At 65.4% G+C, this 22,800-nt stretch carries 22 protein-coding genes; 9 read left to right on the top strand and 13 right to left on the bottom strand.

Going from position 1 to position 22,800, the window contains the following annotated elements; genetic code table 11:
* The first annotated feature begins 17 nt into the window (after positions 1 to 17).
* Positions 18 to 914 (top strand): NAD(P)/FAD-dependent oxidoreductase, encoded by an 897-nt coding sequence (locus tag SCD90_RS04395; RefSeq protein ID WP_319843422.1) that lies wholly within the window; start codon positions 18 to 20, stop codon positions 912 to 914.
* Here the strand turns inward: SCD90_RS04395 and SCD90_RS04390 are convergent.
* From SCD90_RS04390 to argC, 6 genes are all read right to left on the bottom strand, one after another.
* Positions 907 to 1,281 (bottom strand): response regulator, encoded by a 375-nt coding sequence (locus SCD90_RS04390; RefSeq protein WP_319843421.1) that lies wholly within the window; start codon positions 1,279 to 1,281, stop codon positions 907 to 909. The genes SCD90_RS04395 and SCD90_RS04390 overlap by 8 nt on opposite strands.
* Positions 1,282 to 1,357: 76 nt before the next feature.
* A complete protein-coding gene (locus SCD90_RS04385) occupies positions 1,358 to 2,812 on the bottom strand; it encodes a DUF7125 family protein (protein ID WP_319843420.1) in 1,455 nt (484 codons plus the stop codon).
* A gap of 123 nt (positions 2,813 to 2,935) precedes the next feature.
* Positions 2,936 to 3,931 carry a class II fructose-bisphosphatase gene (gene glpX, locus SCD90_RS04380; protein WP_319843419.1) on the bottom strand — a complete coding sequence of 332 codons (996 nt, stop codon included), beginning with the start codon at positions 3,929 to 3,931 and terminating at the stop codon, positions 2,936 to 2,938.
* Positions 3,932 to 3,954: 23 nt separating this feature from the next.
* Positions 3,955 to 5,271, bottom strand: a complete 1,317-nt coding sequence (locus SCD90_RS04375) for a homoserine dehydrogenase (protein ID WP_319843418.1) — start codon at positions 5,269 to 5,271, stop codon at positions 3,955 to 3,957.
* A gap of 29 nt (positions 5,272 to 5,300) precedes the next feature.
* A complete protein-coding gene (locus SCD90_RS04370; RefSeq protein WP_319843832.1) occupies positions 5,301 to 6,518 on the bottom strand; it encodes an LL-diaminopimelate aminotransferase in 1,218 nt (405 codons plus the stop codon).
* Positions 6,519 to 6,818: 300 nt separating this feature from the next.
* Positions 6,819 to 7,880 carry an N-acetyl-gamma-glutamyl-phosphate reductase gene (gene argC / locus SCD90_RS04365; RefSeq protein WP_319843417.1) on the bottom strand — a complete coding sequence of 354 codons (1,062 nt, stop codon included), beginning with the start codon at positions 7,878 to 7,880 and terminating at the stop codon, positions 6,819 to 6,821.
* 208 nt (positions 7,881 to 8,088) lie between these two features.
* Here argC and nadA point away from each other — a divergent pair, with 208 nt between their 5' ends.
* The 3 genes from nadA to nadC are packed head-to-tail and all read left to right on the top strand — an operon-like array spanning position 8,089 to position 11,649.
* Positions 8,089 to 9,186 (top strand): quinolinate synthase NadA, encoded by a 1,098-nt coding sequence (gene nadA, locus SCD90_RS04360; RefSeq protein ID WP_319843416.1) that lies wholly within the window; start codon positions 8,089 to 8,091, stop codon positions 9,184 to 9,186.
* A 43-nt stretch (positions 9,187 to 9,229) separates the two neighbouring features.
* Positions 9,230 to 10,801, top strand: a complete 1,572-nt coding sequence (locus SCD90_RS04355) for an L-aspartate oxidase (protein WP_319843415.1) — start codon at positions 9,230 to 9,232, stop codon at positions 10,799 to 10,801.
* Complete coding sequence (nadC, locus tag SCD90_RS04350) at positions 10,798 to 11,649, top strand: carboxylating nicotinate-nucleotide diphosphorylase (RefSeq protein WP_319843414.1); 852 nt, start codon at positions 10,798 to 10,800, stop codon at positions 11,647 to 11,649. Before SCD90_RS04355 ends, nadC begins: the two co-directional genes overlap by 4 nt.
* A gap of 10 nt (positions 11,650 to 11,659) precedes the next feature.
* Here nadC and speB read toward each other — a convergent pair whose 3' ends face one another.
* Positions 11,660 to 12,646: an agmatinase gene (gene speB / locus SCD90_RS04345; protein ID WP_319843413.1), complete on the bottom strand. Its 987-nt coding sequence runs from the start codon at positions 12,644 to 12,646 to the stop codon at positions 11,660 to 11,662.
* Positions 12,647 to 12,844: 198 nt separating this feature from the next.
* Here speB and SCD90_RS04340 point away from each other — a divergent pair, with 198 nt between their 5' ends.
* Entirely contained in the window at positions 12,845 to 13,012 is a 168-nt protein-coding gene (locus SCD90_RS04340) for a hypothetical protein (protein WP_319843412.1), read from the top strand.
* Between the two features lie 51 nt (positions 13,013 to 13,063).
* On the opposite strand, the gene rpsI is transcribed toward SCD90_RS04340, so the two are convergent.
* The 3 genes from rpsI to SCD90_RS04325 all read right to left on the bottom strand — a co-directional run bounded on the left by rpsI (position 13,064) and on the right by SCD90_RS04325 (position 14,444).
* A complete protein-coding gene (rpsI, locus tag SCD90_RS04335; RefSeq protein WP_319843411.1) occupies positions 13,064 to 13,549 on the bottom strand; it encodes a 30S ribosomal protein S9 in 486 nt (161 codons plus the stop codon).
* A gap of 4 nt (positions 13,550 to 13,553) precedes the next feature.
* Positions 13,554 to 14,015 carry a 50S ribosomal protein L13 gene (rplM, locus tag SCD90_RS04330; RefSeq protein WP_319843410.1) on the bottom strand — a complete coding sequence of 154 codons (462 nt, stop codon included), beginning with the start codon at positions 14,013 to 14,015 and terminating at the stop codon, positions 13,554 to 13,556.
* 150 nt (positions 14,016 to 14,165) lie between these two features.
* Positions 14,166 to 14,444 (bottom strand): hypothetical protein, encoded by a 279-nt coding sequence (locus SCD90_RS04325; protein WP_319843409.1) that lies wholly within the window; start codon positions 14,442 to 14,444, stop codon positions 14,166 to 14,168.
* A gap of 148 nt (positions 14,445 to 14,592) precedes the next feature.
* Between SCD90_RS04325 and SCD90_RS04320 the strand changes: the two genes are divergently transcribed.
* Entirely contained in the window at positions 14,593 to 15,033 is a 441-nt protein-coding gene (locus SCD90_RS04320) for a CoA-binding protein (protein WP_319843408.1), read from the top strand.
* Between the two features lie 45 nt (positions 15,034 to 15,078).
* Here the strand turns inward: SCD90_RS04320 and SCD90_RS04315 are convergent, their stop codons facing one another.
* The gene (locus SCD90_RS04315; RefSeq protein WP_319843407.1) at positions 15,079 to 15,399 is read right to left on the bottom strand and encodes a glycine zipper domain-containing protein; all 321 of its coding nucleotides are present in this window, start codon (positions 15,397 to 15,399) and stop codon (positions 15,079 to 15,081) included.
* Positions 15,400 to 15,587: 188 nt separating this feature from the next.
* Here SCD90_RS04315 and SCD90_RS04310 point away from each other — a divergent pair, with 188 nt between their 5' ends.
* Positions 15,588 to 16,487 carry a sugar kinase gene (locus SCD90_RS04310; protein WP_319843406.1) on the top strand — a complete coding sequence of 300 codons (900 nt, stop codon included), beginning with the start codon at positions 15,588 to 15,590 and terminating at the stop codon, positions 16,485 to 16,487.
* A 65-nt stretch (positions 16,488 to 16,552) separates the two neighbouring features.
* A complete protein-coding gene (locus tag SCD90_RS04305) occupies positions 16,553 to 17,326 on the top strand; it encodes an SDR family NAD(P)-dependent oxidoreductase (RefSeq protein WP_319843405.1) in 774 nt (257 codons plus the stop codon).
* 37 nt (positions 17,327 to 17,363) lie between these two features.
* On the opposite strand, the gene SCD90_RS04300 is transcribed toward SCD90_RS04305, so the two are convergent.
* Together SCD90_RS04300 and aspS are read right to left on the bottom strand one after the other, a co-directional pair.
* On the bottom strand, positions 17,364 to 19,652 hold the full coding sequence (locus SCD90_RS04300; RefSeq protein ID WP_319843404.1) for an NADP-dependent malic enzyme: 2,289 nt from the start codon (positions 19,650 to 19,652) through the stop codon (positions 17,364 to 17,366).
* Between the two features lie 71 nt (positions 19,653 to 19,723).
* Positions 19,724 to 21,523 carry an aspartate--tRNA ligase gene (aspS, locus tag SCD90_RS04295; RefSeq protein WP_319843403.1) on the bottom strand — a complete coding sequence of 600 codons (1,800 nt, stop codon included), beginning with the start codon at positions 21,521 to 21,523 and terminating at the stop codon, positions 19,724 to 19,726.
* Positions 21,524 to 21,647: 124 nt separating this feature from the next.
* Here aspS and rnd point away from each other — a divergent pair, with 124 nt between their 5' ends.
* Positions 21,648 to 22,799: a ribonuclease D gene (rnd, locus tag SCD90_RS04290; protein ID WP_319843402.1), complete on the top strand. Its 1,152-nt coding sequence runs from the start codon at positions 21,648 to 21,650 to the stop codon at positions 22,797 to 22,799.
* The last annotated feature ends 1 nt before the right edge of the window (position 22,800 follow it).

Below are 22,800 nucleotides of genomic sequence, written 5' to 3'. Positions count from 1 at the left end.
TGGCGCCGTTTGTGGGCATGTTTGATGCAATCATCGTCGGCGGCGGGCCGGCCGGCCTGAACGCTGCTCTTGTCTTGGGTCGCTGCCGCCGCACGGTGTTGCTCTGCGATGCGGGCAAGCCGCGCAACTCTGTCTCGCGCGGCGTCAACGGCTTCATCACCCGCGACGGCGCCCTGCCCTTCGAAATCCGGGATCTCGGCCGCGCCGAACTTGCCAAATACCCGTCGGTGGAGATCCGCGACGTCGGCGTAGACGACATCAACTTCAAGCCGGACGGCTTCGAAGCCGTGCTGGGCGACGGCAAACGGGAACGCGCGCGAAAGGTGCTGCTGGCCACCGGCGTCGTGGACAACCTGCCCGACATCCCGGGCTTCCATGAGCTCTATGGCCACGGCGTGTACAACTGCCCCTATTGTGACGGTTGGGAGGAGCGGGACAGGCGTTTCGCGGTCTACGGCCCCGAAGATCACGGCCTCAACTTCGCGCTGCAGCTCAAGACCTGGTCGGACGACATCGTGCTGCTGGGAGACGGAGTTTGCGGGTTCTCGGAAGAGCAGCGCGATCTGCTGAATCGCAACGGCATCGTCATACGCGAAGAGAAGGTTTCGCGCTTGGAGAGCCGTGACGATGCGCTGTCCGGCATCCGCTTCGAGGATGGCTCTTTCCTAGAACGGGACGCGTTGTTCTTCATCACCGGCGCAAAGCTCAATTGCGGCCTCGCCACCAAGCTCGGCTGCGAACTGACGGAGAAGGGTGTCGTGCGCACCGAAGGCAACGAGAAGACCAATGTGCCCGGTCTTTTCGTGGCGGGGGACGCATCTCAGCGCGCCCAGTTCGCGGTGGTGGCTGCCGCAGAGGGCGCGCTGGCGGCGCTGGAGATCAATTCCCAGTTGGCCCGCGAAAACCTCAGGTGAAGGGATTGGGCTGCTCGCCCAGTGCACGCGCCACCAGATCGGCGGCGACGTGGATGCGAAAAGGCTTCCGCAAGAAGCCGAAATAGCCGTCGAAACGCTGCCGAACGGCGGCTTCCGGCATGGCGCTCATCATGATGATCGGCAGATCCGCGTGCCCTGCCTCCCGAATGGCATGTGCCATGGCTGGTCCGTCCATCACCGGCATCATGAAATCGGAGATGACGAGATCCGGCACCTCTTCCCCCAGGCGGGTGAGAGCCTCGCGACCGTTGGCTGCCGTGTTGACCCGGTAGCCCTCGTCTTCCAGCGCTGCCGCGAGCACATCGGCAACCCCGAATTCGTCATCGACGACAAGGATTGTCCGCACGTCTGGGCAAACTCCCATTGAGGCAGCGTGAAATGCTGCCCTGACCTAACCGATGCGTCCGCCGCGAGGACGCATGCTAACGCGGCTCGTGCGCGATTCCCGTCATGAGGCCTTCGGCGCTGAATCTGCTGGACATAACCTGCAGCCCTTCGGCCGAAATCTTGAACTCGCGCAAGGTCGCATCGAAGTCGCCGTCGCGCATCTTGATCACAGATACGAGCCTTCGAAGTTCCGAGTGAAGCTCAACGAAACGAAAGAACAGAAGGTTCTCGACCAGGCTGGAAATATTGTCGATCGGCATCTCCACCGGTGCGGAGGTCACCTGCCGGCTCTCCGCAGTGTAGAGCGTGGCCAGTCCGCGAACGCGCAACTCGTTGGACAAAGCGGCGAAATACGGGGAGATGCGGCTGGACGACGGCGTTGAACCCGTGAAACCGCCGAGCCCGTCGACCACGACGCGCCGGGCACCGAGCCGATCGACCGCGTCCAGAAGCCTGACGCCAAGCTCGTCGAAGTTCTGTTCGGTTGCAGGTTGCCAGAGAATCTCCGTGAGGCCCTTCTCCACCCGCTCCCGCAGGGGCAGACCAAGCGTATCGGCCTTGTGCAGGAGACGCGGCGGCGATTCGAAAAAGCCGAAGAACAGGGTCGGCTCATCTGCCGGACCGCTGGCGGCCCAATGAAGGCCGAGGGTCGTTTTGCCCGTACCGGGTGCGCCGAAGACAACCGTGGTGGAACTGCCCGGTATTCCGCCGCCCATTAGCGTGTCGAGCGAGGGCACGCCGGTGGAGAGCCGCTCGGCGCTGAATTCCTCGTTCCGCGACGGACGGGAGAAATGCGCCTCAAGCCGGGGATAGACCGTCAGTCCCCTGCTCCCGATATCATAGGCGTGCCGTCCCCCGAGATAGCCGGAGGCACGCAACTTCATCACTTCGAGTTCGCGCTCGCTGCGCGCCTCGTAGTCGCGGCGACTCAAAGTGAGGATGCCGTCCACCATGGTCCGCTCGGGACGTGCGGGGCGGTTCGCGCCGTTCGTGAGCAGGAACACCGTGCAGCCCGCTGAGATGGCGTGGCTTTGCAGTTCATGCACGAATTTCTTGAACTCGCGCTCGCTGGATGACGACGCCTCTACGGCGAGGAACCCGTCCACGATAAGCATCGTGGCACTGCGGGCAATGATCTCGCGCCTCAGCAGATCGAGCAACCCGCTAAGGCCCTTGTCCTCGAGTGCGTTGAGCGCGCTGAGATAGACCATCCGGTCGGGCAGCGCGGTCTCGTCGAAAAATGCCATGGTGCGTAGCTGTTGCAAGAGCCGCGAATGGCTCTCGGACAGCAGCGTCGCATACACAGCGCGTCCGCCTGCGGCGAGATGGCTGAAGCAGACCTGATTGGCGAAGATGGTCTTCCCGGAGCCGGGATCGCCCTGGATGATGTAGATCCCGCCCTCGAGGAAGCCGCCTTGCAGGATTTTATCCAGTCCCGGAACGCCGCTGGACAGGCGTGCCAGTTCGTTGTCCTGCGCCTCTAACGTCATTGCCCCGCCGCTCTACTGACCTGCCCGGCAGTCTGCCGCCACCGCAGGTGAACTATCGCAAGCCTGCGGAGTATCGCAACCTTCTTGGAAGAAGGCGCGATACCGCTTGGTTGTGCCATCACCTCAGCCGAAGTGGAACTTGCCCATCTCACGGTGCTCTGCACGGATACGGCGAACCGTGCCGGTCGCGGACCGGTACACCACCGTTTCGGTTTCGATGTGCGTCTTGCCGAAGCTGACGCCGGAAACGAGCGGTCCATCCGTCACCCCGGTCGCAGCCACGATGACGTCACCGCGTGCAAGGTCCGAACCCAGATAGATGCGCCTCGGATCGGAGATGCCCATGCTCGCGGCGCGCGCGATCTTCTCCTCGGTGTCGAGCACGAGGCGGGTCTGCATGTGCCCGCCGACGCAACGCAGGGCAGAGGCTGCCAGAACGCCCTCAGGCGCGGCGCCGATGCCCATATAGATGTCGATGCCGGTTTTCTCGGGCTGGGTCGTGTAGATGATGCCGGCGATGTCGCCGTCGGTGATGAGGCGCACGCTGGCGCCGGTGGCGCGCACGGCCTCGAGCATGGCCCTGTGGCGCGGCCGGTCGAGCATCAGCACGCCGATCTCGGACGGCTTCACGCCTTTGGCGCGGGCCACCGCGTTGATGTTATCGGCCGGCGACGCATCGAGGTTGATCACGTCGGCGGAGTAGCCGGGGCCGACCGCGATCTTCTCCATATAGGCGTCCGGCGCGTGCAGCAGCGTGCCGCCCTCGGCCATCGCCATCACGCAGATCGAGCCCGCCATGTCCTGGGCGCACAGGGTGGTGCCTTCCAGCGGATCCACGGCGATATCCACCTGTGGACCGGTGCCGTTGCCGACCTTCTCGCCGATGAAGAGCATCGGCGCTTCATCGCGCTCGCCTTCGCCGATGACGATGGTCCCGTCGATGTCGAGATTGTTCAGCTCGCGCCGCATGGCATCCACAGCGGCCTGGTCGGCGGCCTTTTCCTGCCCGCGTCCGCGCAGGCGCGCGGAAGCAACCGCGGCGCGTTCGGTGACCCGCACCAGTTCGAGGGTCAGGATGCGTTCGATGATCCTGCCGGATTCAACCGTGATCTTTTCCATGCTCTCCCCCCGGGCCTTGGCCCTTATTCCTTTTCGATGCGGATGACCTGAGGCGCGCAACCCAGATGGCCGTCGGCCATCACGGCGTCGAGCGCACGCCGCACGGCGGCTTCCGTCGTGGCATGCGTGATGAGCACGAGCGGTACTGCCGAATCCTCTGCAGTTTCCAGCGCCTTCCGGCCCTTGGGACGGCGCTGCAGGATGCTCTCCAGCGAGATATCCTGCTCCGCCATGCGCGTTGCGATCGCCGCAGCGGTGCCGGGACGGTCCACGACGGAAAGCCTGATGTAATAGCCGCCCGTGTGTGTGCGGATGGGCGCACGCACCGGCTCCTCGAGATCGGCCGCAGATATGCCGAACGGCGCGCGGACCGCGCCGCGCGCGACGTCCATGATGTCGGCGATCACCGCCGACGCCGTTGCGTCGCCGCCCGCGCCGGGACCAACAAGGGTCAACTCCCCAACAGCCGATCCATCGATCGCGACGGCATTGGTAACGCCCATGACCTCGGCCAGCGCGCTGCGCTTCGGCACCATGGTGGGATGCACGCGCTGCTCTATGCCGGCATCGGTGCGTGTCGCCACGCCCAGCAGCTTTATGCGGTAGCCCAGTTCGTCGGCCGTCGCGAGGTCGAGCGATTCGATGTTGGCGATGCCCTCGATATAGATCGAGTCGGCATCCACCCGCGTGCCGAAGGCAAGGCTGGCGAGGATCGCGAGCTTATGCGCGGTGTCGAAGCCGCCGATGTCGAAGGTGGGGTCCGCTTCCGCATAGCCGAGGCGTTTTGCATCGGCCAGGCAGTCGGCGAAGGACAGCCCCTCCTCCTCCATCCGGGACAGGATGTAGTTGCAGGTTCCGTTGAGGATGCCGGAGATGCGGGTGACACGGCTGGCCGGCAGCGCCTCCCGCAGGGTGCGGATGATGGGAATGCCACCGGCAACGGCCGCCTCGAAGGCGAGCGCCACTCCGGCGGCCTCGGCCTTCAGGGCAAGGTCCTGGCCACGGGCGGCGATGAGGGCCTTGTTGGCCGTGACAACCGGCTTTCCGGCTGCAAGAGCCGCTTCCACCGCAAGGCGTGCCGCGCCATCGGCACCGCCGATCAGTTCGACGAAGAGGTCGACCTCGGGATCTGCTGCGAGCGAAAGGGCATTTTCATGCCACCGCACGCCGGACAGATCCACGCCGCGATCGCGGCTGCGGTCGCGCGCCGTGACGGCGGTGACGATGATCGGCCGGCCTACGCTTGCTTCAAGAGCGGCTGCGCGTTCGCCGACAATGCGGATCACGGCCGAACCGACCGTGCCGAGACCGGCGACACCGATCCTCAAGGGGGATTTCATGAGCAGTCCCGGACAGATGCCTTCGTGGATCAACGAGCGGCGGCGAGTGGGACCACGTTGTGCATGGTTTGATCAGCCGTTTCAAGGAAGCGGCGGATGTTGCGTGCGGCCTGGCGGATCCGATGCTCGTTTTCCACCAGCGCGATGCGCACGTAATCGTCGCCATGCTCGCCGAAGCCGGCGCCGGGAGAGACCGCCACATCGGCCTTCTCCACCAGCAGCTTGGAAAACTCGACGCTTCCCATGGCCCGGAACTTCTCCGGGATGGGCGCCCAGGCGAACATGGAGGCGCTCGGCGAGGGAATGGCCCACCCGGCTTTGGTGAAGGTGTCCACCAGCACGTCGCGCCGCTTGCGGTAGACCTCGCGCATCTCCGCCACGCAGTCCTGCGGTCCGTTCAGCGCGGCGGAAGCCGCGACCTGAATGGGCGTGAAGGCGCCGTAGTCGAGGTAGCTCTTCACCCGCGACAGCGCCGAGATGAGGCGCTCGTTGCCGACAGCAAAGCCCACGCGCCAGCCCGGCATGGAATAGGTTTTGGACATGGAGGTGAATTCCACCGCCACGTCGAACGCGCCCGGCACCTGCAGGATGGAGGGCGGCGGCGCATCGAAATAGATTTCGGAATAGGCGATGTCGGAGAGCACCCAGATCTCGTGCTTCTTCGCGAAGGCGATCACCTCCTTGTAGAAGTCGAGGCTTGCGACCTCCGCTGTCGGGTTAGACGGGTAGCAGAGCACGACCGCCAGCGGCTTCGGGATGGAGTGCTGGATCGCGCGCTCAAGCGCCACGAAATAGGTGTCGTCGGGCGTCGACGGCACGTTGCGGATGACGCCACCGGCCATCAGGAAGCCGAAGGCGTGGATCGGATAGCTGGGGTTCGGCACCAGCACGACGTCGCCCGGTGCCGTGATGGCCTGCGCCATGTTGGCGAAGCCTTCCTTGGAGCCGAGTGTGGCGACGACCTGGGTGTCGGGGTTCAGCTTCACGCCGAAGCGGCGCTCGTAATAGGCGGCCTGAGCGCGTCGAAGGCCGGGCACGCCCTTCGATGTCGAATAGCGATTGGTGCGCGGGCGGCGCGCGTTCTCGATCAGCTTTTCGGTGATGTGCTCCGGCGTCGGCAAATCGGGATTGCCCATGCCGAGATCGATGATGTCCGCGCCGTTCTGGCGCGCCTGCGCCTTCACCCGGTTCACCTGCTCGAACACGTAAGGCGGCAAACGGCGGATCGAGTGAAAGTCCTGCGTCATCATCACATTCCCGGAAGGCGGCTTCGCGCGCCTCTGCGTAATCTAACACCTTCCAGTCGGAAAGAGGCGGTTTCGCGTCAGGTGGCGATCATCGCGCGGCGCCCTGGGCGACACGGGCCTTCTCGGCGGCCTGTTGCTCCTGGGACAGCGGCGGCTGCTGCGGGACACCCACCGGGGCGTTGATGTTGGGGAACGACTCGCGATCCTTCGCAGGCGGAGCCAGGCCATACCTGGCGCTGGGGCTCGAACAGCCGGACGCGGCCAGTGCCGCGCCCGCGAGCAACAACAAAGCGGCTGATCTCACGGGAACATGCCCGAAATGGCTAGCGCGGTGCTCTCCGGAAATCCGAACATCGCGTTGAAGTTCTGGACCGCCTGACCCGAAGCACCCTTCAGCAGATTGTCCACGGTCGAAATCACGATGACACGGCCCTCCACACGGTCGGCAACGACGCCGATCTGGCAGTTGTTGGAGCCGCGCACATGGCGCGACTGCGGCACCTGGCCAAGCGGCAGCACCTGCACGAAGGTCTCGCCGCTGTACGCATCCGCAAGCGCCTTGTGCACGTCACCGGCAGATGCGCCACCCTTCGTGCGCAGATAGATGGTGGCGTAGATGCCGCGGATCATGGGCGCCAGGTGGGGCGTGAAGCTGGCCAGCACTTCATGCCCTGCCGCCTTGCTGAACTCCTGGTCCAGTTCGGCCGTGTGCCGGTGCTTGCCGACGCCATAGGCGTGGAGGCCTTCCGCAACCTCGGAGAACAGCATGGCTTCGCTGGCGGACCGCCCTGCCCCGGACATTCCGGTCTTCGAATCGATGACGATGCAGTCGGTGTCGATCAGGCCGGCGCGCAGCAGGGGAACGACGGGCAGGATGGCCGTGGTGGAATGGCAGCCGGGATTGGCGGTCAGCCGGGTCTTTACAATGGCATCCCTGTACAGCTCGGTGACGCCGTAGACGGCTTCCTTCTGCTGGTCGAGCGCCTCGTGATTGTGGCCATACCACTTGGCGTACTCGGCGACGTCCGAGAGCCGGAAGTCGGCCGAAAGATCGACGATCCGCAAGCTGGGCTGGTCCATCATCAGGTCCGCGATGACGTGCTGCGTGGTTCCATGCGGAAGAGCGCAGAACACGACATCGATAGCGTCCGTGTTGACCTCGCGGATCGTGGTGAGCGCCGGCAGGTCGCGGCCTATGAACTGCGGGAAAACCTCGGCCATGGCCTGACCGGCCTTGCGATCCGCCGTCAGCGCGGTGATCTCGACCTGCGGATGCTGGCCCAGCAGCCGTACGAGCTCTGCCCCGGTATAGCCCGACGCTCCGAAGATGCCCGCCCTGATCTTCTGTCCCGCATCAGCCATCGATCTCTCCCGCACCGTCGGTTCGCACCAGCAGCCATGGTACGCCAGCGTTCGTTGAGCGCTGAAGATAAAAAAGATCTGTGACGGCTTTAAACCGGCGAATAAACAAGTATGTTTTGCAGGTCCGTCATGAGATGGGCACATACCGGCACCCAGCCGGTTTTCTTCGAACCGTCTTATGCTCATTTTGAGCATAAAGGAGATGGCGATGGCTCTGTCTTCGGTTGCCTCGGCTTTCGGTCTCCCGTTCCCGCTCTTTGGCGTCCAGCCCGCCCGCAGCGCGGCGGAAAGGTACGGCGTGCTGCCCCGTCCCAATCTGGACTACACGCCAGAAGTGGCCCGTGAGACTGCGCACCTCTATGAGCGCGTGAAGCACGTGATCCCGCCGATGGAATGGCCGGTGCATGCACCGTTCGTGAAGGCCATCAACGACCTGAAGAAGGTGCGCAACGCGGTGCTGCTGGCGCACAACTACCAGACGCCCGAGATCTACCACTGCGTGGCAGATGTGGTGGGCGACTCGTTCGCCCTGGCACGCGAGGCCGCCAAGAGCGATGCCGACGTCATCATCCAGGGCGGCGTGCACTTCATGGCCGAGACCTCGAAGCTGCTGAACCCGGACAAGACGGTGCTGATCCCGGACATGCTGTCGGGATGCTCACTGGCCGAGTCGATCACGGCCGAAGACGTCAGAGCGCTGAAGCGGCAATATCCGGGCGTGCCGGTGGCCGTCTACGTGAACACCTCGGCGGCGGTGAAGGCCGAGGCCGATATCTGCCTCACCTCCGGCAATGCGGTGGAAGTGATCGAGTCGCTCGGCACCCCGGAGGTGCTTTGCCTGCCGGACGAGTATCTCGCGGCGTGGATTGCCACGCAGACCAAGGTGAAGATCATCTCGTGGAAAGGCCATTGCGAGGTGCACGAGCGCTTCACCGGCGAGGAACTGCGCCGCCTGCGCGAGGACGACCCCACCATCACCATCATCGCGCATCCCGAATGCCCGCCGGATGTGCTGGCGGAGGCCGATTTCACGGGCTCCACGGCCAAGATGCAGGACTATGTCGCCACCCGTAAGCCGAAGCGCGTGGTGATGATCACGGAATGCTCCATGGCCGACAACATCGCCTCCATGTCGCCGGAGACGGAGTTCCTGCGGCCCTGCAATCTGTGCCCGCACATGAAGCGCATCACGCTGCCGAAGATCCTCGACAGCCTGCTGACCATGCGAGACGAGATCCTGATCGACCCTCTGATTGCCGAACGCGCCCGGCGTTCGGTGGAGCGCATGGTCAACCTCAAGATCTGACCCACCCAAGCGCCTGCACTCCAGCCCACGGAGAGGTGGCCCTATGAACGCGCAAATTGGTTCCCCTAACGGCGGGGTGGTCATCGTCGGCGGCGGCTTGGCAGGGCTGTTCTGTGCGCTGAAGCTGGCACCGCACCCCGTGACGCTGCTGACGCGAACGGTGCTCGGCCACGGCGCATCGGCATGGGCGCAGGGCGGCATCGCGGCGGCCATCGGCGACGGCGACACGCCGGAGGCTCATGCCGCCGACACGATGCTTGCAGGTGCCGGCATCGTCGACCCGGACATCGCGCGCCTCATTGCCGAGGAGGCGGGACAGCGAATCTGCGACCTGCTGGACTACGGAGTCCCGTTCGACCGCGACCTGGAGGGCAAGCTTGCGCTGTCCCGGGAGGCGGCGCACCGGGCGCGCCGGATCGTGCGCGTGCGGGGCGATCTTGCGGGCAAGGCCATCATGGAAGCCCTGACCTCCGCTGTCCGCCGCACGGCCTCCATCCGCGTGATCGAGGGCTGGGCGCTGTCCGACCTCGTCTGCGAAGCCGGCACAGTGCGTGGGGTCAAAGGCCGCTCAAATAGCGGCACGGTTCAAACGATCCGCGCCGACGCCGTGGTGCTGGCCACCGGCGGTATCGGTCATCTGTTCGCCGTGACCACCAATCCCCTGACCGCCTGCGGCGACGGTCTCGGCGCGGCGGCGCGTTCGGGTGCCGTGCTCGCGGACACGGAGTTCGTGCAGTTCCACCCGACCGGCATCGATATCGGCCGCGATCCCGCTCCCCTCGCCACGGAGGCCCTGCGCGGCGACGGCGCGGTGCTGGTGAACGGTCGCGGCGAACGCTTCATGGCCGCGCTGCATCCCGATGCCGAACTGGGTCCGCGCGACGTGGTTGCGCGTGGCGTGTTCGCGGAGATCGCCGCCGGCCGTGGAGCCTTTCTCGATGCCCGCGACGCCATCGGTGCGCGGTTTCCGGAGCGTTTCCCGGGCGTTTACGCCATCTGCCGCGAGGCGGGGCTCGATCCGGTGCGCGACCTCATTCCGGTGGCACCGGCGGCGCATTACCACATGGGCGGCGTGGCGACCGACCGCGACGGGCGCACCTCGTTGAAGGGGCTGTGGGCCTGCGGCGAAGTGGCCTGCACCGGAGCGCATGGCGCGAACCGGCTGGCCTCCAATTCACTGCTCGAAGCCGTCGTGTTCGGCGCTCGTATCGCCGAAGATATCCGCTCTCTGGCGATGAGTTCATCCCCGACGCCTGCGGAGGCGTCCGGTCCGCCCGCGGACATCCCTGTAGATGCTCCCGACGTGTGGGAGCTGCGCCAGATGATGAGCCGCCATGTCGGCGTGCTGCGCAGCGAAGATGGTTTGGTCACGGCATTGCAGCAGCTTCGGGCCCTGGAAACCGGTGGCGGTTCGGACAGCCTGCGAAACCTTGCGACCATCGGCGTTCTGGTGGCGGCCGGCGCCCTGCTCCGTCGCGAAAGCCGTGGTGGTCATGCGCGCACCGACTTCCCCGAAGCCAGTGCGCAATTCGCCCGTCGCAGCTTCTTCACGCTGGACGAGGCGCGGAACGTGGCCGACCGGGCCGGCATACCCGCCTCGGAGGCTGCCGAATGATTGCGCCGCTCAATCCCATCCTCGTCCAGCAAGCTGTCGAGGCTGCGCTCCTGGAGGATCTTGGCCGCGCCGGGGATCTCACGACGCAGGCGACCATCCCGGCGGACGCGGAAGCAAGGGCCATCATCGCGGCACGGAAGCCGGGCGTCATCGCGGGGCTCGATCTTGCGCGCGCGGCCTTTCACCGGCTGGACGAGCGCGTGCGCTTCGAAGCCGTGGTCGAGGATGGTTCGCGCGTCGCGCCGGGTGACGTGGTCGCGCGCATCCACGGTCCCGCGCGTGCCATTCTCACTGCCGAACGTGTTGCGCTTAACTTCCTCGGGCGGCTGTCCGGCGTCGCCACCGCAACGTCCGTGTTCGCAGACGCCGTTGCCCACACTCGCGCCAAGGTCGCGGACACACGCAAGACGACGCCCGGATTGAGGGTCTTCGAGAAATACGCCGTGCGATGCGGCGGCGGCTCAAACCACCGTTTCGGTCTCGACGATGCCGTGCTCATCAAGGACAACCACATCGCCGTGGCCGGTGGCATCGCCCCTGCCCTCCGCGCAGCGAAGGCTGGCGTGGGGCATCTGGTGAAGATCGAGATCGAGGTCGACACGCTTGCCCAACTGGACGAGGTGCTGGCCGAGGGAGCCGATGTCGTCCTGCTTGACAACATGACGCCCGATCAGCTTCGGGAAGCTGTGCGCCGCATCGAGGGGCGAATGATCGCGGAGGCGTCCGGCAATGTCTCGCCGGCGACCGTTGCCGCGATCGCGGAAAGTGGCGTGGACCTGATCTCGACGGGTTGGATCACCCACTCATCCCCGGTGCTCGATCTGGGGCTCGACATCGAGATCGGCTGACCCGCAGATCTCAGGGGGCGATGCTGAGCCCCCTCGCCTTTCGTGCGGCGAGCAGGCCGAGATAATAGTGCGCCAGCGTGGCGCCGGCCAAGGCGGTGACCTGCGCGTGGTCGTAAGGCGGGGAAACTTCCACCACGTCGAAGCCCTTCAGATCGAGAGCGTCGAGCCGGCGCAGGATCGCCAAAGCCTCGCGCGTGGAAAGTCCTCCGCACACGGGAGTGCCCGTGCCCGGCGCGAAGGCGGGGTCCAGCGCGTCGATGTCGAACGAGACATAGACCGGCGTATTGCCGACATGCGCCAGCACACGCGAAGCCATCGCCTGGGCGCCGAGGTCACCGACTTCGAAGCCGCTGACCACCGCTATGCCCTTGTCCACGGGCGCGTGGGTCCGGATGCCTATCTGCATGCTCTTCTCAGGCACTATCAGGCCGTCGTTCACCGCCCGCGAGATCATGGTGCCATGGTCGAGCCGGCGTTCGTCTTCCTCGCCCCAGGTATCCTGATGCGCATCGAACTGGATCAGGGCCACGGGACGGCCCATCCGCTCCACCAGCGCCTTGAGCACGGGATAGGTCAGGAAGTGATCGCCGCCGAGCGTCACGAGATGAGCCCCCGTGGCCAGACGCTCCGCAGCCTGCGCCTCAATGGCGGCCGGCATTTCCCACGGAAGTCCGTAGTCGAAAACGGCATCGCCGCTGTCGCAAACGGAGAGGTCCTCGAAGATGTCCGTTCCGAACGGGTAGACCGGATCGCCATCGAGAATCGTGGATGCGTCGCGCAGCGCACGCGGTCCGAAGCGGGTGCCCGGCCGGTTCGACACCGTCGTATCGAGTGGCACGCCCCAGACCGTGGCATCGAAGCCGGAGGGATCGCGCAGATAAGGGCGGCGCAGGAAGGAGACCACGCCCGAATAATTGGGCTCCATGCTCTGCCCGCGGCGAAAGTTCGGGTCGAGCGCGCGGTCAATTGGACGCGGATGGTGCGGATCGGAAGCCATAAAGTGTCCCCTGCTGTGGCACGATAAACGCGCAAGCCCGGAAAATGGGCACAAGCGCGACTGCGCATCTTTCGCGCAGCGAACTTCGGAGCTCTACTGAGAGGATCGAACATTTCGCGGGGGTGTACGATGTATCCTACTCAGTCGCAGTGCCGGGTTCTCACAGTCCTTGAAGGTGCGCGGGGCCGCTGGGTTCCGATGCGATGGCTCGATAGCACGCCATTGCTGCAGGTGGATGACTTCCCCGTCATCCCAAGCCTGATCGAAAACGGCTGGGCGGCGCACAAGCTGCGCTCTCTGCAGATCACCATCGAGGGCATCAAGGCGCTCGACGGCATGCGGAAGACGGCGCGCGAGCAACGCTGACATAGAAAAGGCGGGCCTGAGCCCGCCTTTTTGGAAGATTGCAGAAGCGGATCAGCGCTTCGAGAACTGGAAGCTGCGGCGAGCCTTGGCGCGGCCGTACTTCTTACGCTCGACGACGCGAGCGTCGCGGGTCAGGAAGCCGGCCTTCTTGAGCACGCCGCGAAGCTCGGGCTCGAAATAGGTCAGCGCCTTGGACAGGCCGTGGCGCACCGCGCCCGCCTGGCCGGACAGTCCGCCACCGGCAACGGTGACGCGGATGTCATACTGGCCATTGCGGTTGGCCACGCCCAGCGGCTGCTGCAGGATCATGCGCAGCACCGGACGGGCGAAGTACACTTCGAGCGCGCGATCATTGACCACGACCTTGCCCGAGCCCGGCTTGATCCAAACGCGGGCAACCGCGTTCTTGCGCTTGCCGGTCGCGTAGGCGCGGCCCTGGGCGTCGAGCTTCTGGACGTAACGGGGAGCCTCGGACGGAGCAGATGCGCCGCCGAGTGCACCACGAAGTTCTTCGAGAGACTGGATGTTTTCGGCCATCGGCTCAGTTCCGGACGTTCTTGGTGTTCAGGGCCGCAACGTCGAGCGTCGCCGGCTGCTGCGCAGTGTGAGGATGCTCGGTGCCGGCATAGACCCGGAGATTGCCGAGCTGCTTGCGGCCGAGCGGGCCGCGCGGGAGCATGCGCTCGACGGCCTTCTCGATGATGCGGTTCGGAAAACGGCCCTCGAGGATGGTGCGCGCCTTGCGCTCCTTGATGCCGCCCGGATAGCCGGTGTGCCAGAAGTAAGACTTGTCCTGGCGCTTCTTGCCGGTGAACACGACCTTCTCGGCGTTAATGACGATGATGTTGTCGCCGCAATCAACGTGGGGCGTGAAGATCGGCAGATGCTTGCCGCGAAGCCGCAGGGCGATGATGGAAGCAAGGCGCCCGACGACGAGACCCTCGGCGTCGATCAGCACCCACTTCTTCTCGATCTCGGCAGGCTTGGCCGAAAAGGTAGACATGGTGTTGGTCCCTTGGAAAAGCACGGCGACCGTACAGGCGGCCGGTTGCTGGTGCTTCTACATGAGGACCACGCGGAACGCAATTAGCAGGCGCTCGGCAAAACCCAACGGAATCAATGAGTTACAAAAATGGTATCATGAAACCCCCGTTCAGAGGCGGATCAGTGCTCCCCATTCTTCCTTCCAAAGCCCCTGAGGGTCGATGACGGCAACCTGATCATTGTTGCTGGCGGCCAGCTCGATCGCGGAGGCAAGCGCCTGATGAATGCCGATCTCGCCATCCTTGTCGGCTTCGGCGGCCGTATGGCTGCCGTCGATGACGCTGTCGGGAGCGATGACCTGTCCCAGCACCATGTCCGCATCCTGATAGATGCGGATGCTGACGCCCCCTGGAACGGGGTTTTCGCACAGGATGAAACTGGTGGACATGCGATGCTCCTCTGACGTGCGGACCTCTGTGGAAACGCAGGCAACGGTGCAGCGTTCCACGGCTGAGGAGGGTTGCGGCAGTTGGTCCGGGCTACGCCTCGACAGGCGGCGACATATATAGGCCGCAGGATCAAACGGAGTTCAGCCCATGACCATCGACGGCCTCAGCGACGACAAAGTTCGCAGCATTCTGGAAGACGTGCGGTCCATCGCCGTGGTCGGCTTCAGTGGCAGCGAGGACAAGCCTTCGCATTACGTCGCCAAGTTTCTTCAGCAGAAGGGCTATCGCGTATTCCCGGTGAACCCGGGCCTCGCAGGGCAGACCATGCTGGATGGTCCGGTCTATGGAAAGCTGTCCGACATCCCGGAGCCGGTGGACATGGTGGAGGTGTTTCGCGCCTCCGAGCATGTCGGCGCGATCGTCGACGAAGCTCTTGCGATGTCCAGCAAGCCGAAGGTGATCTGGATGCAGATCGGCGTCGTGAACGAGGAGGCGGCGGAGAAGGCCCGCGCCGCAGGGATCGAGGCGGTCATGGATCGCTGCCCCAAGCAGGAGATCCCGCGTCTCAACCCTTCTCTTCAGGGCTGATCATGAAAGAACACCGCCGGCAAAAGCCGGCGGTGTTCTCTTTTCTCAGCAGGGCCGGTTCGAAACCCGGACCACGTCGCCATTCGGATGCTCGTAGAAGCAGCGGTGCCGCGAGGTGAAGTAATAGCCCCTACGTTCGGCGCGGTAGCGCGGCCGCCGGTCGTTCTGGTCGGCAATGATCGCGCCCGTTGCGCCGCCCAGCAGTGCGCCCGCTGCCGCACCGCCAGCCTTGCCGGTGATCGCGCCGCCCAGGATGGCGCCTGCGCCCGCGCCGAGAAGGCCGCCGGCCAGTGCGTCCTGCGCTTGTGCCTGAAAAGATGTGCCGGCCATCAGGATAGCGCCAGCCAGTGCAACACCACGAATCATGTCTTCCCCCGGAATGTTGGCGCGCCCTGCGCCGTCACGTCTTCGATCTTCACGATCCTCGAAGGTCAGGGGTTGCAAGACGCCCATGGAACCGCCGAAGCTCTGACCTGCATTAGAGTATTGGCAGCCTTAATGATGGCTGAACGGATCGTGTCTTCTTCTGGGCATGATCATGGGAGGGATTGGCGATGCAGGCGCTGTTCATCGGGCATACCTACATCGACGTCACCTTCATCACGCCGCACATACCCGTGGGCGACGAGAAGATATTGGCCGATGACTATGCGGTCAGCTTCGGCGGCAATGCGGTCACTGCCGCCTTCTGCTGCGCCAAGCTCGGCATTGCGCCGGACCTGCTGACCACGATGGGCGACGACTGGCTGTCGCGCATGTTCCACGATATGGCTGCCAAGTACCTGATCCCGCTGCACGCCCGGAAGGTGCGCGGCGCCTCCCTGTCGTTCATCATGCCCAATGGCGGCAAAAGAGCCATCGTGCGGTGCCGCGACGATGCGCACCTGCACCCCTTCCCCAGCCTCAATCTCGGGCGCTGCCGCGCGCTGCACCTCGACGGGCACCAGCCGGACGCCGCCCTCCACTATGCGCGGGTCTGCCGCGAAGCCGGGATCCTGACCTCGCTCGACGGCGGCGGCGTGCGTGAGAACACGGACGAGTTGCTGGCCTTCATAGACGTGGCGGCAGTGTCCGAGCGCATGTGCGAACAGATGCAGCTGACACCCGGAGAGATGCTGGACTACCTCAAGTCGCGCGGCTGCCGGATCGGTGCCGTCACGCTCGGGGAGCGCGGCTCCCTCTGGTACGACGAGACGGGCGAGGTTTCGGCGATGCCGGCCCTGTGCGTGCCCGAGGAGCGTGTGGTCGACACCAACGGCGCCGGCGACATCTTCCACGGCTCCTATGTCTACTCTTATCTGGCGCGCCCCTACGCGCCCTGGAGCGAGCATTTCCGCTTCGCGCGCGCGGCCTCGGCCCACTCGGTCCAGCATCTCGGCATCGAGGCCAGCCTGCCTTCGGTCGGCGACATCGATTACGTGAACCGCGTCATGCGGGAGGCGCGCGCCGCCTGAGCGCACGGTGCCGGGCGGGAACGAGGGCCCGGGCGCCACGTTGATCCCGAAACCTGGGAGACACCATGCGCCTCGACAACAAGATCGCCCTCGTCACGGGAGCGGATTCCGGCATTGGTCAAGCCATCGCCGAGGAGTTCGCCAAGGCTGGCGCCGACGTGGTGATCACCTTCCACACGGATGAAGCCGGTGCCGCCGAAACGAAGCGCCGGATCGAGGCCACTGGCCGGCGCGCGATGGTGGCGCAACTCGACGTTCGCAACTCCGGTGCCGTTGGCAGCTTCTTCGAGCGGGCGGCCGTGGAATTCGGCGTTCCCGACGTGCTGGTCAACAATGCCGGCAAGGGCATGGGCGAGAAGACACCGGTGGCCGATCTCGCTGACGATCAGCTGGACGTGGTGCTCGACACGAACCTGAAGGGGCCGCTGTACTGCGCCCGGGCCTTCGTCAAGCTGCGGCAGGCCAATGGCGGCAAGGGACGCATCGTCAACATCTCATCCGTGGCGCAGCACCTGCCGACGGCGCAGTCCGCTCCTTACGGCATGAGCAAGGCCGGGCTCGGCTCCCTCACCCGGAGCCTATCGGTTGAGCTGGCCGAGTTGCGCATCAATGTGAACAATATCGCGCCCGGCATGATCGAGACGCCGATGACGCAAGAGCGCATCGACGATCCGGAGAAGCGGGAGGCCAGCTTCAAGGAGATCCCGTGGCATCGGGCCGGCCAGCCAGTCGAGATCGCGCGGCTGGCCCTGTTCCTGGCCTCGGACTATGGCGACTACGTCACCGGCCAGACCTGGACGATGGATGGCGGCCTGACGATGAACTGGGGCGGCGCCTGAGCGGCGCCGCCCCAGCACGACAAACGCTTGAAGGAAGCTAGCCTTCGGAGCGGGTTTGCGCTTCCATGACCGCAAGCGATGTGACGTTTACGAGGCCGCGCACGGTGGTGGTCGAGGTCACGATCTGCGCCGGGTGCGCGGCGCCCACAAGGATGGGCCCGATCGGCAGCGAGCCGTCCATCGCCGCCACGAGTTGCGAGGCGATCTTGGCGGCGTCGAGGTCCGGCATCACCAGCAGGTTCGCCTCGCCTTTCAGGCGCGATGACGGCAGAACGCGGTCGCGGAGCTCCTGTGAAAGGGCGAGGTCGGCGTTCATTTCGCCATCAACCTCAAGACCCGGCTCCTGCGCCGTGAGGATGGCGAGAGCATCCCGCATCTTGCCCGCGGTACCCGATGCGCGGGAGCCGAAATTGGCGTGGCTGAGGAGCGCAACCTTCGGCTCAAGGCCGAAGCGGCGCACGACCTCGGCGCCGAGGCGGGCCTTCTCGGCAATCTGCATCGCCGTCGGCTCAAGGCTGACATAGGTGTCGGTAATGAACAGCGCACCGCGCGTGGTGATCAGCAGCGAGACGGCTGCGTAATCCGAGACGCCCTCGCGCTTTCCGAGAACATCGTCGATGGTCGAGAGGTGGTTTGGGTAGCGGCCCTCAAGCCCGCAGATCATGGCATCCGCTTCGCCACGCAGCACCGACAGAGCGGCAATAACCGTCGCATCGGTGCGGACGATGGTGCGCGCCAAATCAGGCGTCACGCCGTGCCGCCCTGCCCGCTCCAGATAGAGCGAGACGTAGTCGCGGTAGCGCGGATCGTCCTCGGGATTGACGATCTTGAAATCCTGCCCGGCCTTGATGGACAGGCCAAAGCGCTTCAGGCGAGTCTCGATAACGGAAGGACGGCCGATCAGCACAGGCCGGGCAATGCCCTCCTCGATCACGACCTGCGCGGCACGCAGCGTGCGCTCGTCCTCGCCCTCGGCGTAGATCACGCATTTCGGCTGCTCCTTCGCGGCCGCGAAGATCGGCTTCATCACGAAGCCGGACCGGTAGACGAAGCGCGACAGGCGATCATCGTAGGCGTCGAAGTCCGCGATCGGACGGCGGGCGACGCCGCTCTCCATCGCGGCCCGGGCCACGGCCGGCGCAATGCGCAGGATGAGGCGCGGATCGAACGGGTTCGGGATCAGCGATTCCGGGCCGAACGGGATCGTGTCGCCGCCATAGGCGCGGGCCACGACGTCCGAGGACGCCTCGCGGGCAAGGGCCGCAATGGCCTTCACCGCCGCCTGCTTCATCTCCTCGTTGATGGTGGACGCGCCGACATCGAGCGCGCCGCGGAAGATGAAGGGGAAGCAGAGGACGTTGTTGACCTGGTTGGGGAAGTCGGAGCGCCCGGTGCAGATCATGGCATCGGGACGCACTTCGCGCGCGAGGTCGGGCATGATCTCGGGAACGGGGTTCGCCAAGGCCAGGATCAGCGGCTTCTCCGCCATCAGCTTGGCCATTTCGGGCTTCAGCACGTTTCCGGCAGAGACGCCGAGGAAGATGTCGGCACCCTCGATGACTTCGCCCAGCGTGCGCTTGTCGGTCGGCTGGGCGTAGATGCCCGTCCAAGGGTTCATGAGGGTGTTGCGGCCCTCATAGATGACGCCCTCGATGTCGGTCGCCCAGATGTTCTCCTTGCGGGCGCCCATGCTGACGAGGAGGTTGAGGCACGCCGTCGCCGCCGCCCCAGCACCGGACGTGACGATCTTCACGTCCTCGATCCGCTTCTCGGCCAGTTCGAGGGCGTTGACGATGGCGGCGGCAACGATGATGGCGGTGCCGTGCTGGTCGTCGTGGAAGACGGGGATCTTCATCCGCGCCTTCAGCTTTTCCTCGATCTCGAAGCACTCCGGCGCCTTGATGTCCTCAAGGTTGATGCCGCCGAAAGTCGGCTCCAGCGCCGCGACCACCTCGACCACCCGGTCCGGCTCGGTCGCCGCGATCTCGATGTCGAAGACGTCGATGCCGGCGAACTTCTTGAAGAGGACGGCCTTGCCCTCCATCACCGGCTTGGAGGCCAGCGGGCCGATATTGCCGAGGCCCAGCACCGCCGTGCCGTTGGAGATGACGCCGACGAGGTTCTGGCGGATCGTCAGTTCCGCCGCGAGCTCTTCGTTCTCCGCAATGGCCTCGCAGGCTGCCGCAACGCCCGGCGAATAGGCCAGCGCGAGGTCGCGCTGGGTGCTGAGCGGCTTTGTGGCCTGGATCTCCAGCTTGCCCGGCGTCGGGTAACGGTGGAAGGCCACCGCCGCTTTGCGCAACTCGTCGGAGATGTTGGAGGCCATGGGTCAGCTCTCGTGTCTTGGGGTGCCGAATGAAGCCGGTTCGGGCGCGCCGTTCAAGCGCCCCGAACGGGCTAGACCGCTTTCTTCTCCAGCGGATTGACCCGCAGGCTGAGCTCGCGAAGCTGCTTGGTGCTTGCCGGAGCCGGCGCACCCATGAGGATGTCCTCGGCGCGCTGGTTCATCGGGAAAAGGGCCACGTCGCGCACGGTCTGCGCGCCACACAGCAGCATCACCACGCGGTCCACGCCCGCAGCCATGCCGCCATGGGGCGGCGCGCCGTACTGGAAGGCCCGGTACATGCCGCCGAAGCGCTCGACCACGGTATCTTCGCCGTAGCCCGCCAGCTCGAAGGCCTTGAGCATGGTGTCGGGCTTGTGGTTGCGGATGCCGCCGGAGGCGATCTCGAAGCCGTTGCAGACGAGGTCATACTGGAAGGCCGGGATCGTCAGCGGATCCTTGGTCTGCAGCGCCTCGAGGCCGCCCTGCGGCATCGAGAACGGGTTGTGCGCGAAGTCGACCCGCTTCTCCTCCTCGTTCCACTCGTAGAACGGGAAGTCGACGATCCAGCACAGCTCGAAGCGATCCTTGTCGCTGACGCCGAGTTCGTCGCCGATGCGGATGCGCGCCGCGCCCGCCAGCTTGGCCGCCTTCTCTTCCACGCCGGCGGAGAAGAACACCGCATCGCCCGCGCCAACGCCGGCCTTGGAGGCGATGGCGGCCAGCACGTCTGGCGGGATGAATTTCGCAATGGGGCCCTTGCCCGTCAGCACGCCGGTCTCGTCATCGAACACGACATAGCCAAGGCCCGGAGCCCCCTCGCCGCGTGCCCAGTCGTTCAGCTTGTCGAAGAAGGAGCGCGGCTGCACGGCGGCGCCCGGCGCCGGGATGGCGCGCACCACGCCGCCAGAGCCGATGACGTTGCGGAAGGCGTTGAAGGTCACGCCGTCACGCATGAACTCGTCGCTGACATCGGCGATGACCAGCGGGTTTCGCAGGTCGGGCTTGTCGGAGCCATATTTCAGCATGGCATCGGCATGCCGTATGCGCGGAAATTCCTGGGTTACCGGCTTGCCCTCGGCGAACTCCTCGAACACGCCGCGCAGCACCGGCTCCATGGTCTGGAACACGTCTTCCTGCTCGACGAAGCTCATCTCCAGATCGAGCTGGTAGAACTCGCCCGGCAGGCGGTCGGCGCGCGGGTCTTCGTCGCGGAAGCAGGGAGCGATCTGGAAGTAGCGGTCGAAGCCGGCCACCATCAGCAGCTGCTTGTACTGCTGCGGCGCCTGCGGCAGCGCGTAGAAATTGCCGGGGTGGATGCGCGAGGGCACCAGGAAGTCGCGCGCGCCTTCCGGGGACGACGCGGTCAGGATCGGCGTGGCGAATTCCGTGAATCCAGCCTCCGTCATGCGGCGGCGCATGGACGCCACGATCTTCGTGCGCGTCATGATGTTGCGGTGCAGCGTCTCGCGGCGCAGGTCGATGAAGCGGTAGCGGAGGCGGATTTCTTCCGGATAATCCGGCTCGCCGAACACCGGCAGCGGCAGTTCGGCGGCCGCGCCCAGCACTTCCGCGCCCGTGATGAACAGCTCGATCTGGCCGGTCGGAAGATCGGAATTCTCCGTGCCGGCGGGACGCTTGCGGACGGAGCCTTCCAGACGCACCACCCATTCCGAGCGCATCTTCTCGACCGCTGCGAAGGCCGCGCTGTCGGGGTCTGCAACGCACTGGGTGATGCCGTAATGATCGCGCAGGTCGATGAACAGCACGCCGCCATGGTCCCGGACGCGATGCACCCAGCCGGACAGCCGCACGGTGTCGCCGATCTGCTCCTCGCGAAGCTGGCCGCAGGTGTGGGTGCGATAACGATGCATAAGGGGATCCCGGTGTCGCTCTGGGCGAAAAACAGGGGCGGAAGACGCACGCACGCCGCCGACTTGTCAACCTTGGCTGCGTAGTTGAGTCGTGCTGCGGATGGACTCAGTCTATATGCACTGCATGATGATCACGACTACCGCAGATCTCGCGGCTGCCTGCCGCCGGCTCTCAAACTCCGCCTTCGTCACCGTCGATACGGAATTCCTGAGGGAAAGCACCTTCTGGCCGAAGCTGTGCGTCGTCCAGCTCGCGGATGACCACGAAGCCGTGGCCGTGGATGCGCTCGCGCCCGACATCGATCTTTCGCCTCTCTTCCACCTGATGGCGGACGAGAGGGTGCTGAAGGTGTTCCACGCCGGGCGGCAGGACATCGAGATCATCTGGCACCTGGCCGAGATGATCCCGCATCCCGTGTTCGACACTCAGGTCGCGGCAATGGTGCTGGGCTACGGCGAGTCCGTGTCCTACGACCAGCTGGTCCAGCGCGTCAGCAATGTGATGCTCGACAAGTCGTCGCGGTTCACGGACTGGAGCCGTCGCCCTCTGTCGGAGGCTCAGATCACCTACGCTCTGGCCGATGTCACCTATCTCAGGGATGTCTACCGGCACCTCGCCGAGGGCCTTGAGAAGCGCGGACGCGCCGACTGGGTCAGCGAGGAGATGGCGGTGCTGACCTCGCCCGACACCTACCGGCAGGCGCCGGAGGATGCGTGGAAGCGCATCAAGGTGCGGCTGCGCAAGCCGCGCGACCTTGCCGTCCTCATGGAGATCGCAGCGTGGCGCGAGGCCGAGGCGCAGAGTCGCGACGTGCCGCGTTCGCGCATCGTGAAGGATGAGATCCTTGGCGAGATCGCGCTCCGGGCTCCCACCACAGTCGAAGCCCTTGGCGGGCTGCGCGGCGTGCCGAACGGCTTCGAGCGCTCGCGCTCGGGCACCGATGTGCTGGCTGCCGTGAAGCGGGGGCTGGAGCGCGAGACGGCGACGATCCCGAAGATCGAGCGTGATCGCCCCGCCCAGAACGGCACCGGCGCAACCGTCGAACTGCTGCGGGTGCTCCTGAAGATGGTCTCCGAGAAGGAGGGCGTTGCGCCGAAAATTCTCGCGACCACGGATGATCTGGAACGTATCGCGGGAGAAGATGCCCCGGACGTGCCGGCTCTGGCGGGCTGGAGGCGCGAATTGTTCGGCGAGAAAGCTCTGGGCCTCAAGCGTGGCGAGATCGCGCTCGGCCTCAAGCGCGGCCGCGTGGCGGCACTTCCGACCGCCGGCTGAA

The sequence above is a fragment of the Terrihabitans rhizophilus genome (genome assembly GCF_033898525.1).
GTDB classification, from domain to species: domain Bacteria; phylum Pseudomonadota; class Alphaproteobacteria; order Rhizobiales; family Methylopilaceae; genus Flaviflagellibacter; species Flaviflagellibacter rhizophilus.
This window is presented reverse-complemented; position numbering and strand designations above follow the sequence as displayed.

Coding starts and splice junctions, on each gene's coding strand:
- SCD90_RS04395 (WP_319843422.1), top strand. CDS start 18: ATGTTTGATGCAATCATCGTCGGCGGCGGGCCGGCCGGCCTGAACGCT.
- SCD90_RS04385 (WP_319843420.1), bottom strand. CDS start 2,812: ATGACGTTAGAGGCGCAGGACAACGAACTGGCACGCCTGTCCAGCGGC.
- glpX (WP_319843419.1), bottom strand. CDS start 3,931: ATGGAAAAGATCACGGTTGAATCCGGCAGGATCATCGAACGCATCCTG.
- SCD90_RS04375 (WP_319843418.1), bottom strand. CDS start 5,271: ATGAAATCCCCCTTGAGGATCGGTGTCGCCGGTCTCGGCACGGTCGGT.
- SCD90_RS04370 (WP_319843832.1), bottom strand. CDS start 6,518: ATGACGCAGGACTTTCACTCGATCCGCCGTTTGCCGCCTTACGTGTTC.
- argC (WP_319843417.1), bottom strand. CDS start 7,880: ATGGCTGATGCGGGACAGAAGATCAGGGCGGGCATCTTCGGAGCGTCG.
- nadA (WP_319843416.1), top strand. CDS start 8,089: ATGGCTCTGTCTTCGGTTGCCTCGGCTTTCGGTCTCCCGTTCCCGCTC.
- SCD90_RS04355 (WP_319843415.1), top strand. CDS start 9,230: ATGAACGCGCAAATTGGTTCCCCTAACGGCGGGGTGGTCATCGTCGGC.
- nadC (WP_319843414.1), top strand. CDS start 10,798: ATGATTGCGCCGCTCAATCCCATCCTCGTCCAGCAAGCTGTCGAGGCT.
- speB (WP_319843413.1), bottom strand. CDS start 12,646: ATGGCTTCCGATCCGCACCATCCGCGTCCAATTGACCGCGCGCTCGAC.
- SCD90_RS04340 (WP_319843412.1), top strand. CDS start 12,845: ATGCGATGGCTCGATAGCACGCCATTGCTGCAGGTGGATGACTTCCCC.
- rpsI (WP_319843411.1), bottom strand. CDS start 13,549: ATGGCCGAAAACATCCAGTCTCTCGAAGAACTTCGTGGTGCACTCGGC.
- rplM (WP_319843410.1), bottom strand. CDS start 14,015: ATGTCTACCTTTTCGGCCAAGCCTGCCGAGATCGAGAAGAAGTGGGTG.
- SCD90_RS04325 (WP_319843409.1), bottom strand. CDS start 14,444: ATGTCCACCAGTTTCATCCTGTGCGAAAACCCCGTTCCAGGGGGCGTC.
- SCD90_RS04320 (WP_319843408.1), top strand. CDS start 14,593: ATGACCATCGACGGCCTCAGCGACGACAAAGTTCGCAGCATTCTGGAA.
- SCD90_RS04315 (WP_319843407.1), bottom strand. CDS start 15,399: ATGATTCGTGGTGTTGCACTGGCTGGCGCTATCCTGATGGCCGGCACA.
- SCD90_RS04310 (WP_319843406.1), top strand. CDS start 15,588: ATGCAGGCGCTGTTCATCGGGCATACCTACATCGACGTCACCTTCATC.
- SCD90_RS04305 (WP_319843405.1), top strand. CDS start 16,553: ATGCGCCTCGACAACAAGATCGCCCTCGTCACGGGAGCGGATTCCGGC.
- SCD90_RS04300 (WP_319843404.1), bottom strand. CDS start 19,652: ATGGCCTCCAACATCTCCGACGAGTTGCGCAAAGCGGCGGTGGCCTTC.
- aspS (WP_319843403.1), bottom strand. CDS start 21,523: ATGCATCGTTATCGCACCCACACCTGCGGCCAGCTTCGCGAGGAGCAG.
- rnd (WP_319843402.1), top strand. CDS start 21,648: ATGATGATCACGACTACCGCAGATCTCGCGGCTGCCTGCCGCCGGCTC.